The sequence below is a fragment of the Sporosarcina sp. 6E9 genome (assembly GCF_017921835.1).
Lineage (GTDB): Bacteria > Bacillota > Bacilli > Bacillales_A > Planococcaceae > Sporosarcina.
Genome location: NZ_JAGEMN010000001.1, coordinates 2,290,067 through 2,305,116 on the forward strand (window position 1 = coordinate 2,290,067; position 15,050 = coordinate 2,305,116).

Consider the following 15,050-nt stretch of genomic DNA (forward strand, 5'->3'; position numbering starts at 1 on the left):
CCGCATACCGCATATAGTAATCGTATGCGGGAGAAATTTACGTATTCTAGTTATTAGATAAATCGTTTTCCTTCTGAAGCTTTTTCGAGTCGATTCATAAATGCGGCGCCGACTCCGACCAAGTCCGTTTCGACTGCGAGAATGATATCCGCATCGATCAAGTCGCATTGGCGAAGCGCTTTATATAAATTTACGGCCATTTCTTCCGTGCTGTCACTTGAACCGATTGCGAAATACCAATCTGCGTTTGAAACGCGCAAGCTATCCGGTCCAATGACGGCCGTTTTTTTATGTTCTTTTTGAAGCATTTTAACGGCATGCTCTATTTTTTCTTTATCGGATTCGATGATGTACAGAGGCGCTTCAGGTGCATAATGGCGGTATTTCATGCCAGGGGCGCGCGGGGTGTTTTCCGGTGCTTTTTCATCGGCTACTGCGACGAAGCCAATCACTTCTTCAATCATTTCTCGTGTCGCTCCCCCAGGCCTTAAAATAACCGGAGGCTGAACAGTCATATCAATTACTGTGGATTCAAGCCCGACGCCAGTAGGACCACCGTCTAAAATGAGCGGTATGAGTCCGTCGAGATCTTCTTTTACATGGAACGCTTCAGTGGGACTTGGTTTTCCGCTTCGATTTGCGCTAGGTGCAGCGAGCGGTGCTTTTAATGCGCGAAGAAGGTCAAGCGCGACAGGATGATCGGGCATTCGAATTCCGACTGTTTTTACGCCTGGTGTTACATTTTCCGCGATGATGTTCGGTATCGCGTTGAAAATGAGTGTCAGTGGGCCGGGCCAAAATGCATCCATGAGCTTGTGTGCTTTTTCCGGAATTTCAGTTGCATACTGCGCAACTTCATCTTTGTTTCCAATATGTACGATAAGTGGATTATCGGAAGGTCGTCCCTTCGCTTTGAATATTTTATCAACCGCTTTTTCATCTGTAGCGATTGCGCCGAGTCCGTAAACCGTTTCGGTCGGAAAGGCGACGACTCCCCCACTTTTCAAAATGTCCACAGCTTGTTCATAGTTTTTTATGTTATCCAGATTTCTATCCACAGTTATTATTGTCGTCTTCATCTTTTAAACCTCATTTATTCACAGTTTATTTGATTTATCCACATTTATTGTGAGTAACCTTAAGCAAACAGTCCAGTTATCCACTCCCAGACGAAAAAAGTGACTTTTTCCTCTTCTTTCTTTTCTTTCTTTTCTGCTTCATCCACAAAACAAATTTTCGGGAATAAAGCGCACCACCAGTTATCCCCACGTCCACTCCCAATTGTTAATAGATAGGCGTCATATTCGGATTGTGGATGAATAACGAAGCCGGATCTTTTTGCTGGGAATAAAGCTTCTTTACGTTCTAATGTGACCGCTTTGTCGCCCGCGATTGACGAAGCAATTTGGAGAATGGTTGATTCTAAAGCGGCCAAGTTCTCGCCAAGCTCTTTTTTCGAAGTTGATGTATTGACTGCAAATTCAACAAGCGGTTGAATTTGCAGTTGAATTTCTTCTTTTATCGCTTGATCGGCCGTACTATTTGAGTGAGCGAGCATTCTGAAACGAATCGTATCTTCCGCTGCCTCCGCACCTGTGAATAATGCGAGGATGCACTGAATCATAATTAGGATTAGTATAAATTCCGCGAACGGTATCACACGTTCAATTTTCGTTGTTTTTTGTTTAATCTCGTAATCTTGTAACATATCGATTCCCCCTTAAACGCATTGTTGCCGGGGAAGTTCTTTTTTATTCATAAATCTCACAAAATAGTAAACGATTTTTTCCGTTGATATCTTTTACCGTTTCGACTTTGGCGTTGGGAAAAGCGTCTGTAAATAACTTATGCACAGCCGGGCCTTGCTGGTACCCGATTTCTAATCCGATTAATGCCGGTTTGTTCATAAGTTTTGGTAGATTTTCTGCAAGTTTTTTATAAAAGAAAAGCCCCTCCTCTTCCGCGAATAAAGCGCGATGCGGTTCGAAAGCCAATACGGATTCCGACATCGACTCAGCTTCAACGCGAGCGATATAGGGCGGGTTGGATAAAATGACGTCCCAGTTCGAGTGTTTAATCGGGGCAGTCATATCTCCTTCTTCGAATGTGATGTCTGCACCGAGCTGTTCGGCATTTCTTTTGGCGACAGCGAGCGCTTCTTTACTGATATCGGTCGCGGTAACAATTGCTTCTGGCCATTCTTTTTTGAATGTGATCGCGATTGCCCCGCTACCTGTACCGATGTCGGCCATTGTTACGTTTTTATTGGTGAATAAATTCCTGACGCGTTCAAGTGCACCGTAAATTAGCTCTTCGGTTTCAGGACGCGGAATGAGCACATTTTCATTCACTTCGAATTGTCTTCCGTAAAAACTTTCGGTTCCTAAAACGTATTGAACAGGTTTTCCATCTAAGAGTTCGTCAATTTTACGCCAAAACAATTTTTGTTGTTCTTCGGTCAGTTGTTCCCGAAGGTCTGAAAGTAAGGCGGCGTGGTTTTTGTTTGTTACGTATTCGAGGACGAAACGCACCGCTCCCGAATCCAGGCCTTTTTCTTCTAATAAAGATATGGCCCTATTTCGGGCTTCGAAAATTCGTTCAGTCATTTGAATTTAAACTTTCTAGATGATGCGCTTGTTCTTCTATTGTTAGTGCTTCGATAATTTCATCTAGATTTCCTTCGATAATTTGGTCGAGCTTTTGAATGGTCAAGCCAATTCGGTGATCCGTTACCCGGTTTTGTGGGTAATTATATGTCCGGATTCTTTCTGAACGGTCGCCTGTTCCAACCGCCGATTTACGGCTTGCAGCATATTCAGCTTGCGCTTCTTGTTGTGCTGCATCATAGACACGCGCTTTTAATACTTTCATCGCTTTTTCACGGTTTTTAATTTGTGATTTTTCATCTTGCATGGATACGGTGATTCCCGTCGGTAAGTGCGTAATACGAACAGCAGAGTCTGTCGTGTTAACATGCTGACCACCCGCACCACTTGAACGGTACGTATCGATTTTCAAATCTTCTCGGAGTATTTCAATATCGACATCTTCGGCTTCTGGTAAGACTGCCACAGTCGCAGTCGATGTATGTGTTCTTCCGCCGGATTCTGTTTCTGGCACGCGTTGAACACGGTGCGCTCCATTTTCAAATTTCAATTTTGAGTAAGCACCATTTCCGTTTATCATGAAAATAATTTCTTTAAAACCACCAAGTTCTGTCGGCGAAGACTCGATAACTTCCGTTTTCCAATGGTTCATTTCCGCATAACGACTGTACATACGGAACAAATTACCTGCGAATAAAGCCGCTTCATCACCACCCGCTGCGCCGCGGATTTCCATAATAACGTTTTTCTCATCGTTTGGATCTTTGGGAATTAACAGCACTTTTAACTGCGCTTCGAGCTCTTCGACTTGGTCTTCAAGTTCCGAAAGTTCCAGTTTCACGAGTTCTCTCATTTCTTCATCAAGGGATTCGTTCAACATTTCTTTGGCGTCTTTAAATTCTCCCTTTACGCGCTTGTATTGGCGGTACGCGTCAACCGTTTCTTGGATACCTGATTGTTCTTTTGAATAATCGCGAAGTTTTGATATGTCACTGACGATTTCAGGGTCACTGAGTAATTCGTTTAATTGGTCATAGCGATCTTCTACTGCTTGAAGTCGTTCAAACATTGGGCACACCTCATTTTATGTCTATTTTGTATGTTCATTGTACGGGAATTCCTTCGTTTAATACAGTTTTTTCCCTACTAGATGGCGATTAAAAAATGTGAAACGCATCACGGCGTCTCACATTTCATTTCACAGGATTTATATTAAATTTGGGCAACTGCTTCGGAAATGCCGTGTGGAACTTCATGATGTTTACGGCATCTTGCTTCATACGCTTCTTTTGCGCCGACCAGAATAACAGGATCATCATAACCTGCTGGCACGCCGTTAATGAGCCGTTGCGTGCGACTTGCTGGAGAACCGCATTGCGTGCAAACCGCTTGAAGTTTTGTCACATGTTCCGCGACAGCCATTAAACGTGGCATCGGGCCAAATGGTTCTCCGCGGAAGTCTTGATCGAGGCCTGCGATAATCACTCGAAAACCTTCATCAGCCAGTTTCATAACCGTGTCGACAATTTCTTCATCGAAAAACTGCGCTTCATCGATGGCAATGATGTCGTACGGGGATTTGTCGAATTCATCGATATGAGATGAGCTCGCGACAGGATTCGCGATGACCGTCGTGCCGTTATGGCTGACAACGGCTTCGTCGCTGTATCGGTCATCAATTTCCGGCTTGAAGACAGCTATTTTTTGTTTCGCGAATTGCGCCCGTTTGACGCGGCGAATTAGTTCCTCAGATTTTCCTGAAAACATGCTTCCGCAGATGACTTCAATCCATCCGCCTTGTACTGCTTGGTACATAGTTAATCACCTTTCTCATGAAACGTTTTATGTATCGTGCAATTATTTGTAAGTGAATCTTTATCATACCCGAAAAACGACTAAATTTGACGTCTTTATTTTATTCGTGAAATATGTTAGAGGGTTTTTGGGCGAAACGACCAAAGCACACCTCGAAACGACTATAGTCGATGTCGATACGACCATAACGGCGTGCAAACGACTAATGCACATCCCGAAACGACCAATAAAGCGAAAATGAAAAATACCCGCCCGGCGCTGTTGCACCATGACGGGTATTTACTGAAAGCTTAAGCTTCCTCTTCTTCTTCGCGTCCTTCTTCTTTGAGGCCATATTTCTTGTTAAAGCGGTCGACACGTCCGTCTGCTTGTGCAAACTTCTGACGACCAGTGTAGAATGGGTGACATTCTGAACATACTTCAACGCGAATATCCTCTTTTACAGAGCCTGTTTCAAATGTGTTTCCACATGAACAAGTAACGGTCGCTAATTTGTATTCTGGGTGAATTCCTGCTTTCATCGGTCTATCTCCTCTCGCTCTGAACCATCTGGAACAGAATATATTAGACTGATGCCTTACACGACCCGATAGTCAGCCGTATATGCAGCAGATCGTTTTATTGAAACTTAAGTTAGTATATCAAATTTTACTTGGTCGTGCAACACTATTGTTTTGACGGTTTAAATCAAATCAAAAATAAGATTTTTCCTTGAATAACGTTTCTGCGCTAGGGAAAGATTGAACTGTATCTTTCCGCACTTGTGGATGCCTCCCGCAATAAGCCTGATAGAATAGTGTTGTTGCTAGTTTGCTTGCACTTCGCCGGGTTTTGCTTGCAGTTGGGAGTGTTTTGCTTGCACTTAAACAGATTTGCTTGCAAGTTGGGACCTTATACCTGTATGAAAAACGATTCTCATCCTACACAACAGATAAAACAACACTTATTTTAATGAAATTAGTCGATTTTCGTGGAACTCGTCCGCCCAGAATGCAAAACGACGGTTTATATCACTGAAATGTAATAGAGATTTTTTCAGTAGTATCAATTAATTCAAAAAAGCCCCAGCTCATTACCTGAGCTGGGACCAATTATTTTTATAATAACCCTTTCCCATTGCGGTGGGCTTTCATTTCTGAGTTTAGTTTTTCGAAAAACTCTTCGTTTGTTTTTGTTTGGCGAAGCTTTCTTAGGAAGCGGTCGACAAAGTCTGGTGCGTCGGAGAATGTTTTCCGGATAGCCCAGAACTTTTCGAGTTGGTCTTTCGGTAAGAGTAGTTCTTCTTTTCGTGTTCCTGAACGGCGAATGTCGAGCGCCGGGAAAATACGGCGTTCTGCGAGATTGCGGTCAAGGTGAAGTTCTAGGTTACCTGTTCCTTTGAACTCTTCGTAAATGACATCGTCCATTCTTGATCCCGTGTCAATAAGCGCAGTTGCCAAGATTGTTAAACTGCCGCCTTCTTCCAAGTTTCTTGCGGCACCGAAAAATCGTTTTGGTCGGTGGAATGCCGCTGGGTCAATTCCTCCGGATAATGTTCGGCCGCTTGGTGGAATGACTAGGTTGTAAGCACGTGCTAGTCTTGTAATCGAGTCCATTAGAATCACAACATCTTTTTTATGTTCGACCAGTCGCATTGCACGTTCCAGAACAAGTTCTGCAACTTTAATATGGTTTTCCGGAAGCTCATCGAATGTTGAGCTAACAACGTCCGCTTTCACAGAACGTTCGATATCTGTTACTTCTTCCGGTCGTTCATCTATCAATAGAACAATAAGTTCTGTATCAGGATAATTGGTTGCAATGGAGTTTGCAATCTCTTTTAAGAGTAGTGTTTTCCCGGCTTTCGGCGGTGCGACAATCAATCCGCGTTGACCAAAACCTACGGGGGCGACTAAATCCATAATTCTCGTTGATAGTTTTGTTGGATCTGTTTCTAGTTTAATATGGCGATCAGGGTAAAGTGGGGTAAGTGCCGGGAAGTGAACTCGATTTCGTGAATCTTCCGGATCTTCTCCGTTAACTGCCTCAACTTGTAGTAAACCATAGTAACGTTCCGATTCTTTTGGCGGTCTGACTTTGCCAGCAACTTTGTCGCCATTACGAAGGTCGAAGCGACGTATTTGTGAAGCAGAAATATAAATATCTTCGGAACTGGATGAGTAATTGATTGGTCTTAAAAACCCGTATCCTTCCGATTGAATAATTTCAAGAACGCCTTCCATAAAGAAAAAGCCTTCTTTTTCTGCTCTTAATTTCAAAATCGCAAAAATCAATTCCTTTTTGGACATTTTTGCATAGTAAGCAATTTTAAATTCACGGGCATGTTCATATAACTCTTTTAAAGTCATATTTTCAAGCGCCGACATCGTTAATATTTTCATTTTATTGGCACCACTCTTTTAGTTTTTGAGTTTAATTTTTCGAGGTTTTATTTAGGAAAGCAATGCTAAATCATGTTGGGAGCTTCTGCCAAGGCGAGGACCTGGCAGAAGCTAGTCCATGAAAAGCAAGATTCATTAGTTTTGCATAACGAGGTGAGGTTTCTTTTTCATACTATGACGACCTTCTACGAAGCGCACAGTTCCTGATTTGGAACGCATTACGACTGAGTGTGTTTCACTGTAAGAACCTTTGAACCGAACACCGCGAAGTAACTCCCCATCTGTTACACCTGTTGCGGCGAAAATTGCATCGTCGCCTTTCACCAGGTCATTCATGTACAGCACTTTTTTCAAATCGATACCCATTCTGTTGCATCGATCAATTTCAGCTTGATTGGAAGGTACGAGGCGACCTTGAATTTCTCCGCCTAAACATTTGAGCGCTACAGCCGAAATTACACCTTCTGGAGCACCGCCATGGCCGAATAAAATATCGACACCCGTTCCGTCAAACGCAGTATTAATGGCACCGGCTACATCGCCATCTGTGATGAGTTTAATGCGCGCACCTGCAGCGCGAATTTCTTCAATAATCGCTAAATGACGATCTCTACTTAATACCGTGGCGACAACGTCTTCGATATCTTTGTTTTTAGCTTTTGCGACTGCAAACAAGTTATCTGTGACTGAAGCATCAATATCAATTTTGCCAACCGCTTCCGGACCGACTGCAATTTTGTCCATATACATGTCCGGAGCATTTAGAAGATTGCCTTGGTCCGCAATTGCTAAAACTGCAAGCGCATTCCAACCGCCCGATGCAACGATGTTCGTTCCTTCGAGTGGGTCAACCGCGACGTCAACAAGCGGGCCATTTCCCATGCCAAGTTCTTCACCGATATAAAGCATAGGTGCTTCATCCATTTCACCTTCGCCGATCACGACGACGCCTTGCATTGGAATTGTGTCAAAGACCATTCGCATTGCAGTTGTTGCTGCATCGTCTGCCTCATTTTTCAATCCGCGCCCCATCCAGCGTGCTGCTGCTACGCCGGCTGCTTCAGTAACCCTGACTAATTCCATCGATAAACTGCGTTCCATGTATGGTTCCCCCCGATTTTCGATTCCACCTGTAAAATAAACAACGTTTTACATTACTGAACGGTTTAATTATAACATAACTACTCTTGTAATTTATTCGCGAAGTGAGACACTTTCAGAGATTTTCACCTTACTGATTTCAGCGCCAAGTCCTTGTAATTTTTTAATAAGAGAACTATATCCGCGTTCAATGTGTTGAATCTCCCGAATTTCAGTCTCACCGTCTGCCAATAAACCCGCGAGTACGAGGGCCGCCCCTGCTCGAAGATCTGATGCACGAACGGTTGCTGCTTCTAATGGGGTCGGGCCGGACAAAATCGCCGAGCTACCTTCGACACGTGCGATTGCATTCATCCGTCCAATTTCATCAATATGTTTGAACCTTGCGGAATATACAGTATCGGTAATCATGGACGAACCAACTGCTTGCGTTAGGAGCACTGAAAAAGGTTGCTGTAAATCCGTTGGGAAACCAGGATATACGAGCGTCTTCACATCGACCGCTTGCAGTTTTTCTGTTTTTGGAATGAAAATCTGTTCATCTTTTTCAACGATATCCACACCCATTTCACGAAGCTTCGATGTTAACGCTTCTAGGTGAAAAGGAATGACGTTGTCGATGGTCACACCGTCTCCAGCCGCAGCTGCCATAATCATAAATGTCCCGGCTTCAATGCGGTCCGGAATAATCGTGTGGCGCGTACCATGCAATTTTTCAACACCGTCGATGCGAATAATATTCGTTCCGGCTCCTTTAATTTTCGCACCCATATTGGATAATAATGTCGCCACATCAACGATTTCCGGTTCTTTCGCTGCGTTCTCAATCGTCGTCCGTCCTTTTGCCAGAACGGCTGCCAACATAATATTAATGGTAGCACCGACACTGACGACGTCCAAATAAATTTTGGCGCCGCGCAATTCTTTCGCTCGCAGATAAATCGCACCGTGTTCATTGGTGACTGTTGCCCCAAGCGCTTCGAATCCTTTAATATGTTGATCAATCGGACGAGGGCCGAGGTGACATCCGCCTGGCAATCCAATCGCGGCATGCTTAAAACGCCCGAGCATCGCACCCATTAAATAGTACGAAGCACGAAGCTTTTTCACATTCCCGTTTGGTAATGGCATTGAAATAATTTCGGTTGGATCAATGACCATTGTTTTGCCGTCGAGAATCACTTTCCCGCCAATATCTTCGAGAAGCGCTTGCAAAGTCAGCACGTCAGAGATTTCCGGTAACCCTTCGAGTGTGACGGGTGAATCTGCCAAGATAGATGCTGGAATGAGCGCGACCGCGCTATTCTTCGCTCCACTTACCGAAATTGTACCTTGAAGCGGTTTACCGCCTTTGATTTTATAAACGTCCATGTTGCTCCCCTTTGGCATTACTTATTCTTTCTACTTTCCCAATCCGCAAGAAATGCTTCGATTCCTTTGTCAGTTAATGGATGGTTGAATAGTTGTTTTAGTACATTAAAAGGTGTTGTTGCAATATGCGCACCTGCTAGTGCCGCATCTGTAATATGTTGAGGACTGCGGATGGAGGCTGCAATGATTTCTGATTTTATGTCGTGAATCACAAAGATATTTGCGATTGTTTCGACTAAGTCCATACCGTCTGATCCGATATCATCGAGTCTGCCTAGGAACGGAGACACGTACGTAGCACCTGCACGGGCTGCAAGTAGTGCTTGATTTGCACTGAAAATCAGTGTTACGTTTGTTTTAATACCCTCTGCGGCAAATACTGAACACGCTTTTAAGCCCTCAGGCGTCATTGGAAGTTTTACTGTAATATTCGGAGCGATTTTGGCAAGTTCGCGTCCTTCTTTCAACATGCCTTCAGCATCTAGTGAAATAACTTCTGCACTTACAGAACTATCAACGAGTTCCGTGATTTGGCGCAGTCTTTCATGAAAAGGAACGTCTTCTTTTGCTACTAATGATGGGTTTGTCGTAACTCCAGAAATGATTCCCCAGCTATGTGCTTCTTGAATCTCTTCAAAATTTGCTGTATCGATAAAAAACTTCATAAGTTATTCCTCCAAGTCAATGTTAAAGAAGGAGAATGCATTCACCGTGTTGTGCGGAATGCTTCTCCTCTTTACGTTACATTATGCTTTTTGTGAACTTCCGAATTCGCGCATTTTCCCGATAACTGTTTCTTTGATTGCTTCACGCATTGGTGCTAGGTATTTTCTTGGATCATAAGCTTCTGCATCCGATGCTAGGAAATCACGAACCGCTTTTGTTCCTTGAATTTGGTTTTCTGTATTCACGTTAATTTTCGCAGTACCAAGTGAAATCGCACGTTGAATATCTTTAAGCGGGATGCCTGTTCCGCCGTGTAAAACTAGTGGTAAGTCAGACTGACTTGAAATAGTTTCCATTTCTTCGAAACCTAAGTTCGGCTCTCCTTTGTAAGGACCATGAACGGATCCAAGTGCTGGAGCGAGACAGTCAATATTTGTTTTTTCAACAAGTTCTTTACATTCAGCTGGATCTGCATAGATTACGCCGTCTGCGATGATGTCATCTTCTTCTCCGCCAACAACTCCAAGTTCAGCTTCGACAGATACGCCGCGTTCATGTGCATATTCAACAACCGTATTTGTAATTGCAATATTTTCATCAAGTGGCTTGGATGATGCGTCAATCATGACAGAAGTAAATCCAGCGTCGATAGCTGCTTTACAACTTTCAAAGCTAGTTCCGTGATCTAAATGGATCGCAACTGGAACTGTGATTTCATAATCGTGCATAAGTCCTTTCACCATGTTTACTACTGTTGTGAAACCGCCCATGTAACGAGCCGCGCCTTCTGAAACCCCAAGAATAACAGGGGATTTTTCTGCTTCAGCCGCCTGTAATATTGCTTGCGTATATTCTAAGTTGTTCAGGTTGAACTGACCAATTGCATAGCCTTCTTTTTTACCTTTAATCATCATTTCTTTCATCGAAACAAGTGCCATGATAATTCCTCCTTCAGAATAATAAACATTTTAATTTGTTTGTTTATTTATTATGTAAATGTAATCCTACATACGCTTATTATCATATCAAAATCAGGCAGTGTTTGCCACTGCCCAGTTTATTAACCAGTAATTATCTCATTGACGGTATCGCGAACTTCATAGATATCAAACGGTTTTGTAAAATATTTTTCTGCGCCTAAAGCGAGTACTTCTTCGATTTTTTCCAATTCGCCATATGCAGTCATCATAATAACAGGGACTGCCGGCCACTTCTTTTTTATCTTTTTTAATACTTCCATTCCGTCAATGCCTGCCATTTTCATATCCAGGAGTACACAATCGGGTTGTTCGGCTTCAATTTTTATAAATGCTTCTACACCGTTTTTCGCTAGTCTAACTGAGTAGTTTTCTTTTCGAAACAACTCTCCAAGTAATAATCGAATTCCAGGTTGATCAACTACAATTAAGATACTTCTCACATAATCGGTCTCCTTTCTATACATGTATATATTTTATATGTTTAGATTCATAAGTAGTATTTGACATCTAGTATCAAATACCCTCTATTTATCTTGAATTATACACAGAAAATTAAAAATTTGTTGATATGTTCGCAGTTGGAAAAATTTACATTCCTGCTAGGCTTCATTTTACAATTACCCGAATTTGTCTCTATAATGGGGATGGAGGTGCTTCGCATGAAGATGTTAACGACACAAATTAGTGGTTTATTGCAACGAATTATAGGAAATAATGAAGATTCCATTGAAGAGACTGCCCGCCTTCTCGCGCAAGCGACGATTGGAGAAGGTCGCGTTATTTTAGCTTGCTTTGGTGAAATGAAGGCTGTTCAGCTTGTCGCTACGGAAGGCGTCGACAAATTGGTCGGTGCGATTGCTTATGAACCTGGAATGAAAATTGAGTCTCAGGATCGTGTATGGATTGTAACTCGATCACACCAGAATGAAGAGGCTTTATTGCTTGCACGGACACTTGCTGATGCGTTTATTCCTTTTGCGGCTGTTTCATCTGTGAATGCGGAAGATAATGACCTTGCGGAATTGGCGACTACATATATTTCTACTAGGCTTACGCGCGGTTTATTACCGGGTGAAGACGGCGAGCGAATCGTCGAGCCACAGGCGTTGGCCGCGTTGTTTATTTATGAAGCTGTGAAGATTTCTTATGATGAGATGGTGTTGGAGGATTAGGTTGGTTCTAGAATATCGGCTTTGGTCGTTTCAGAATCATTATTGGTCGTACGGAGGTAGGGTTTGGTCGTTTGGATGCGCACATTGGTCGTTTCACCGCGGCTTTGGTCGTTTCACCACCATTATTGGTCGTTCGGAGGTCTACTTTAGTCGTTTCACCATGATTTTAATTCGCAATTAGAAAAAGCTACACGGAATGGGTTGTTTTCCATTCTCGTGTAGCTTTTTTTAAACTAGTAATCAGTGGAGAAGAATTGAACTGTTGGAACTTATTTACCCGATTGATGTGATAACGTTGCTTCGACGAACGCGCTGATTAGTGGTTGCGGACGTGTTGGGCGTGATGCGAATTCTGGGTGGAATTGGCATGCGACGAAGAATGGATGATCTCCAAGCTCAATGGTTTCGACAAATTGACCGTCTGGGCTGTTTCCAGAGAAAATCATGCCTGCTTCTTCGAGTTGTTCACGATATTCATTGTTGAACTCGTGGCGGTTACGGTGACGTTCGTAGATTAACTCTGCGCCGTATGCCACGCCCACTTTTGTTCCTTTCTCCAATTTACATGGGGATACGCCGAGACGCATCGTACCATTTTGGTCTGCGTCTTTTTGTACAATTGCGTGGCTCGTTTCTGGATTAAATTCAGTTGAATGTGCATCCTTCAAGCCGACCACATTACGTGCATATTCAACGGTTGCCAGTTGCATGCCGAGTGCAATTCCGAAAAATGGCACTTTGTTTTCTCTCGCATATGTGATGGCTTCGATTTTCCCGTCGATTCCGCGATCACCAAATCCACCTGGAACTACGATTCCATCTACGTCGCCTAAAAGCTCAGCAACATTTTCAGATGTCACTTTTTCCGAATCAACCCACTTCACTTCTACTTCCGTAGCGAATGGATAACCTGCATGTGAAAGAGCTTCGACCGCTGAAATATAAGCGTCTGGGAGCTCGACATATTTTCCGACAAGGGCAACTTGTACCTTTTTCGAAACCGAACTCACTAAGTCGATGAGTGCGTGCAGGTCGGACATGTCCGCTTTCCCAGCTTTCAGTTGGAGGTGATCGATGACAATATCGTCCATTTTTTGTTCTTTCAGCATGAGTGGCATTCTATAAAGGATATCCGCGTCTACTGCTTCAATGACTTCTTCCGGACGCACACTACAGAATAGCGCAATTTTATCTTTCATTTCTTGAGGAACAGTTTGTTCAGAACGAACGACGATGACGTCTGGTTGAATTCCGAGACTGCGCAGTTCTTTAACGCTATGTTGTGTCGGCTTCGTTTTCATTTCACCTGCCGCTTTCATATATGGAATCAGTGTACAGTGAATGTACATGATGTCATTCTTATTGAAGTCCGTTTTCATTTGACGGATTGCTTCTAGAATTGGAAGAGACTCAATATCCCCGACACTTCCGCCGACTTCCGTGATGACGACGTCTGCATTGGTGTTTTTTCCAGATGCGAGAATGCGTTCTTTTATTTCATTTGTAATATGAGGAATTACTTGAACAGTCGCACCGTTGTAATCGCCGCGGCGTTCTTTTTTCAGTACGGAAGAATAGACTTTCCCCATTGTTACGTTGGAGTATTTGTTTAGATTAATATCAATAAAGCGTTCGTAATGGCCGACATCGAGATCCGTTTCTGCACCGTCTTCTGTCACGAAGACTTCTCCATGTTGATACGGGCTCATTGTTCCCGGGTCGACGTTGATATATGGATCGAATTTTTGAATAGTCACTTGCAGTCCGTGATTTTTCAGCAAGCGACCGAGTGATGCTGCCGTGATTCCTTTTCCGAGTGAAGAAACAACTCCACCTGTTACAAAAATATATTTTGTCATATTCAATTCCTCCGAATTTAGTCTAGTAAAAATAAAAAAGCGCCCCGCTGCAACGTTTCGCAGTAGGAGCGCATATACTCTGAGTCATTTGTCCTTTTTCAGGAGCCCAGTAGAATCTTATCGTGATTTTGCGCTGAAGTCAAGCAGGATTATTCCTCTTCTTCTTCTTCATCTTCTTCGTCATCTTCATCATCGATTAAGAGATCTTCTGGAAGAATATCTTCTTCGTCTTCTTCAAGTAAATCTACGTCGACATCGATTTCAGCTTCTGCCTCATCGGCTACGAGTAGTTCGCCCTCTTCCTCATCATCGTCTTCGTCTTCTTCAAGATCGATTAGATCGAATCCGTCTTCGTCCACCACTTCTTCATCGTCATCTAAATCGAGGTCATCCTCATCATCAACAGCTTTTCGTTTTCTACGCGTACGTACAACTGGCGCTGTTTCTACTTCTAATTGATCGACCGGATACCATTCGCGCAGTCCCCAACGAATGTCGTCAATTGATAGAAATCGTCCGTCAATATTAATATCTGTATTTACTCTTGGTAGTTTTTCAGCCATAGATCTAACTGTAATACCATTTAGTTTGCGAACCTCATCCATTAACTGTCTTAATGTCAAGTTCTCATTTTTTTCAGCCAATACCGCATATGCAATATCGATAATCGATTCTTCTGCTAACTGTTCTTTCGTCATTTCACGGATATTCATGCAATGCACACCCTCTCTGAAGGCTAGAGTAATCTTACTCTCTCCTCTTTTTCCACTTTACATACTATTATATACAATTATTTAGCTTGTAATCCAGCTTAAGCTCTAAAAAAAGGACCAAATTATCAGTCCTCCTGAAGTAAACTTTATCTAGATGATTATACCACATGCATTTTTCTTCGTAAAGAAAACGTCAAATGGCCTACGCTTTCTTATCTTTCTTGGAGCGTTTAAATTCTCGAATAAAAAGCGAAGTCAAATAAAAAGCTGCTAGTAAAAATGCAATCGCGCCAAGACCTTCTTTATAAAAGAATACTGTAAACAGGGTGAGTGCAATAATGATTATTATGTGTTGATACACTTTCATTTTGCCACCTCTTCCTTCC

Annotated in this window: 16 protein-coding genes; 1 reads left to right on the forward strand and 15 read right to left on the reverse strand. The window is 42.9% G+C overall.

Annotation, left to right across the window (positions count from 1 at the left end; all coding sequences use genetic code 11):
- Positions 1–53: 53 nt before the first annotated feature.
- From J4G36_RS11240 to J4G36_RS11295, 12 genes are all read right to left on the reverse strand, one after another.
- A complete protein-coding gene (locus J4G36_RS11240) occupies positions 54–1,079 on the reverse strand; it encodes an L-threonylcarbamoyladenylate synthase (protein WP_210470173.1) in 1,026 nt (341 codons plus the stop codon).
- Between the two features lie 59 nt (positions 1,080–1,138).
- Complete coding sequence (locus J4G36_RS11245) at positions 1,139–1,708, reverse strand: stage II sporulation protein R (RefSeq protein WP_210470174.1); 570 nt, start codon at positions 1,706–1,708, stop codon at positions 1,139–1,141.
- A gap of 43 nt (positions 1,709–1,751) precedes the next feature.
- Positions 1,752–2,606, reverse strand: coding sequence for a peptide chain release factor N(5)-glutamine methyltransferase (gene prmC, locus J4G36_RS11250; RefSeq protein WP_210470176.1), 855 nt, complete (start codon positions 2,604–2,606; stop codon positions 1,752–1,754).
- Positions 2,599–3,675, reverse strand: coding sequence for a peptide chain release factor 1 (gene prfA, locus J4G36_RS11255; RefSeq protein WP_210470178.1), 1,077 nt, complete (start codon positions 3,673–3,675; stop codon positions 2,599–2,601). The genes prmC and prfA overlap by 8 nt, the downstream gene beginning before the upstream one ends.
- Positions 3,676–3,818: 143 nt before the next feature.
- Complete coding sequence (locus tag J4G36_RS11260) at positions 3,819–4,421, reverse strand: thymidine kinase (RefSeq protein WP_210470179.1); 603 nt, start codon at positions 4,419–4,421, stop codon at positions 3,819–3,821.
- Positions 4,422–4,711: 290 nt separating this feature from the next.
- Positions 4,712–4,942 (reverse strand): 50S ribosomal protein L31, encoded by a 231-nt coding sequence (rpmE, locus tag J4G36_RS11265; RefSeq protein ID WP_210470181.1) that lies wholly within the window; start codon positions 4,940–4,942, stop codon positions 4,712–4,714.
- 576 nt (positions 4,943–5,518) lie between these two features.
- Positions 5,519–6,802 (reverse strand): transcription termination factor Rho, encoded by a 1,284-nt coding sequence (gene rho / locus J4G36_RS11270; protein ID WP_210470183.1) that lies wholly within the window; start codon positions 6,800–6,802, stop codon positions 5,519–5,521.
- Positions 6,803–6,937: 135 nt separating this feature from the next.
- Positions 6,938–7,903 (reverse strand): class II fructose-bisphosphatase, encoded by a 966-nt coding sequence (gene glpX / locus J4G36_RS11275; protein ID WP_210470185.1) that lies wholly within the window; start codon positions 7,901–7,903, stop codon positions 6,938–6,940.
- Between the two features lie 93 nt (positions 7,904–7,996).
- Entirely contained in the window at positions 7,997–9,274 is a 1,278-nt protein-coding gene (locus J4G36_RS11280; protein WP_210470187.1) for a UDP-N-acetylglucosamine 1-carboxyvinyltransferase, read from the reverse strand.
- A 17-nt stretch (positions 9,275–9,291) separates the two neighbouring features.
- A complete protein-coding gene (gene fsa, locus J4G36_RS11285; protein ID WP_210470190.1) occupies positions 9,292–9,939 on the reverse strand; it encodes a fructose-6-phosphate aldolase in 648 nt (215 codons plus the stop codon).
- Positions 9,940–10,020: 81 nt separating this feature from the next.
- Complete coding sequence (locus J4G36_RS11290) at positions 10,021–10,878, reverse strand: class II fructose-bisphosphate aldolase (protein ID WP_210470192.1); 858 nt, start codon at positions 10,876–10,878, stop codon at positions 10,021–10,023.
- Positions 10,879–11,000: 122 nt separating this feature from the next.
- The gene (locus J4G36_RS11295) at positions 11,001–11,360 is read right to left on the reverse strand and encodes a response regulator (protein ID WP_368668754.1); all 360 of its coding nucleotides are present in this window, start codon (positions 11,358–11,360) and stop codon (positions 11,001–11,003) included.
- Between the two features lie 219 nt (positions 11,361–11,579).
- Between J4G36_RS11295 and J4G36_RS11300 the strand changes: the two genes are divergently transcribed.
- Positions 11,580–12,092, forward strand: coding sequence for a DUF2529 family protein (locus tag J4G36_RS11300; RefSeq protein ID WP_210470195.1), 513 nt, complete (start codon positions 11,580–11,582; stop codon positions 12,090–12,092).
- A 269-nt stretch (positions 12,093–12,361) separates the two neighbouring features.
- Here the strand turns inward: J4G36_RS11300 and J4G36_RS11305 are convergent, their stop codons facing one another.
- The 3 genes from J4G36_RS11305 to J4G36_RS11315 form a co-directional block, all read right to left on the reverse strand.
- Positions 12,362–13,951, reverse strand: coding sequence for a CTP synthase (locus J4G36_RS11305; protein WP_210470203.1), 1,590 nt, complete (start codon positions 13,949–13,951; stop codon positions 12,362–12,364).
- A gap of 149 nt (positions 13,952–14,100) precedes the next feature.
- Entirely contained in the window at positions 14,101–14,664 is a 564-nt protein-coding gene (rpoE, locus tag J4G36_RS11310; RefSeq protein WP_210470211.1) for a DNA-directed RNA polymerase subunit delta, read from the reverse strand.
- Between the two features lie 202 nt (positions 14,665–14,866).
- A complete protein-coding gene (locus J4G36_RS11315) occupies positions 14,867–15,031 on the reverse strand; it encodes a hypothetical protein (RefSeq protein WP_210470213.1) in 165 nt (54 codons plus the stop codon).
- Positions 15,032–15,050: the final 19 nt, after the last annotated feature.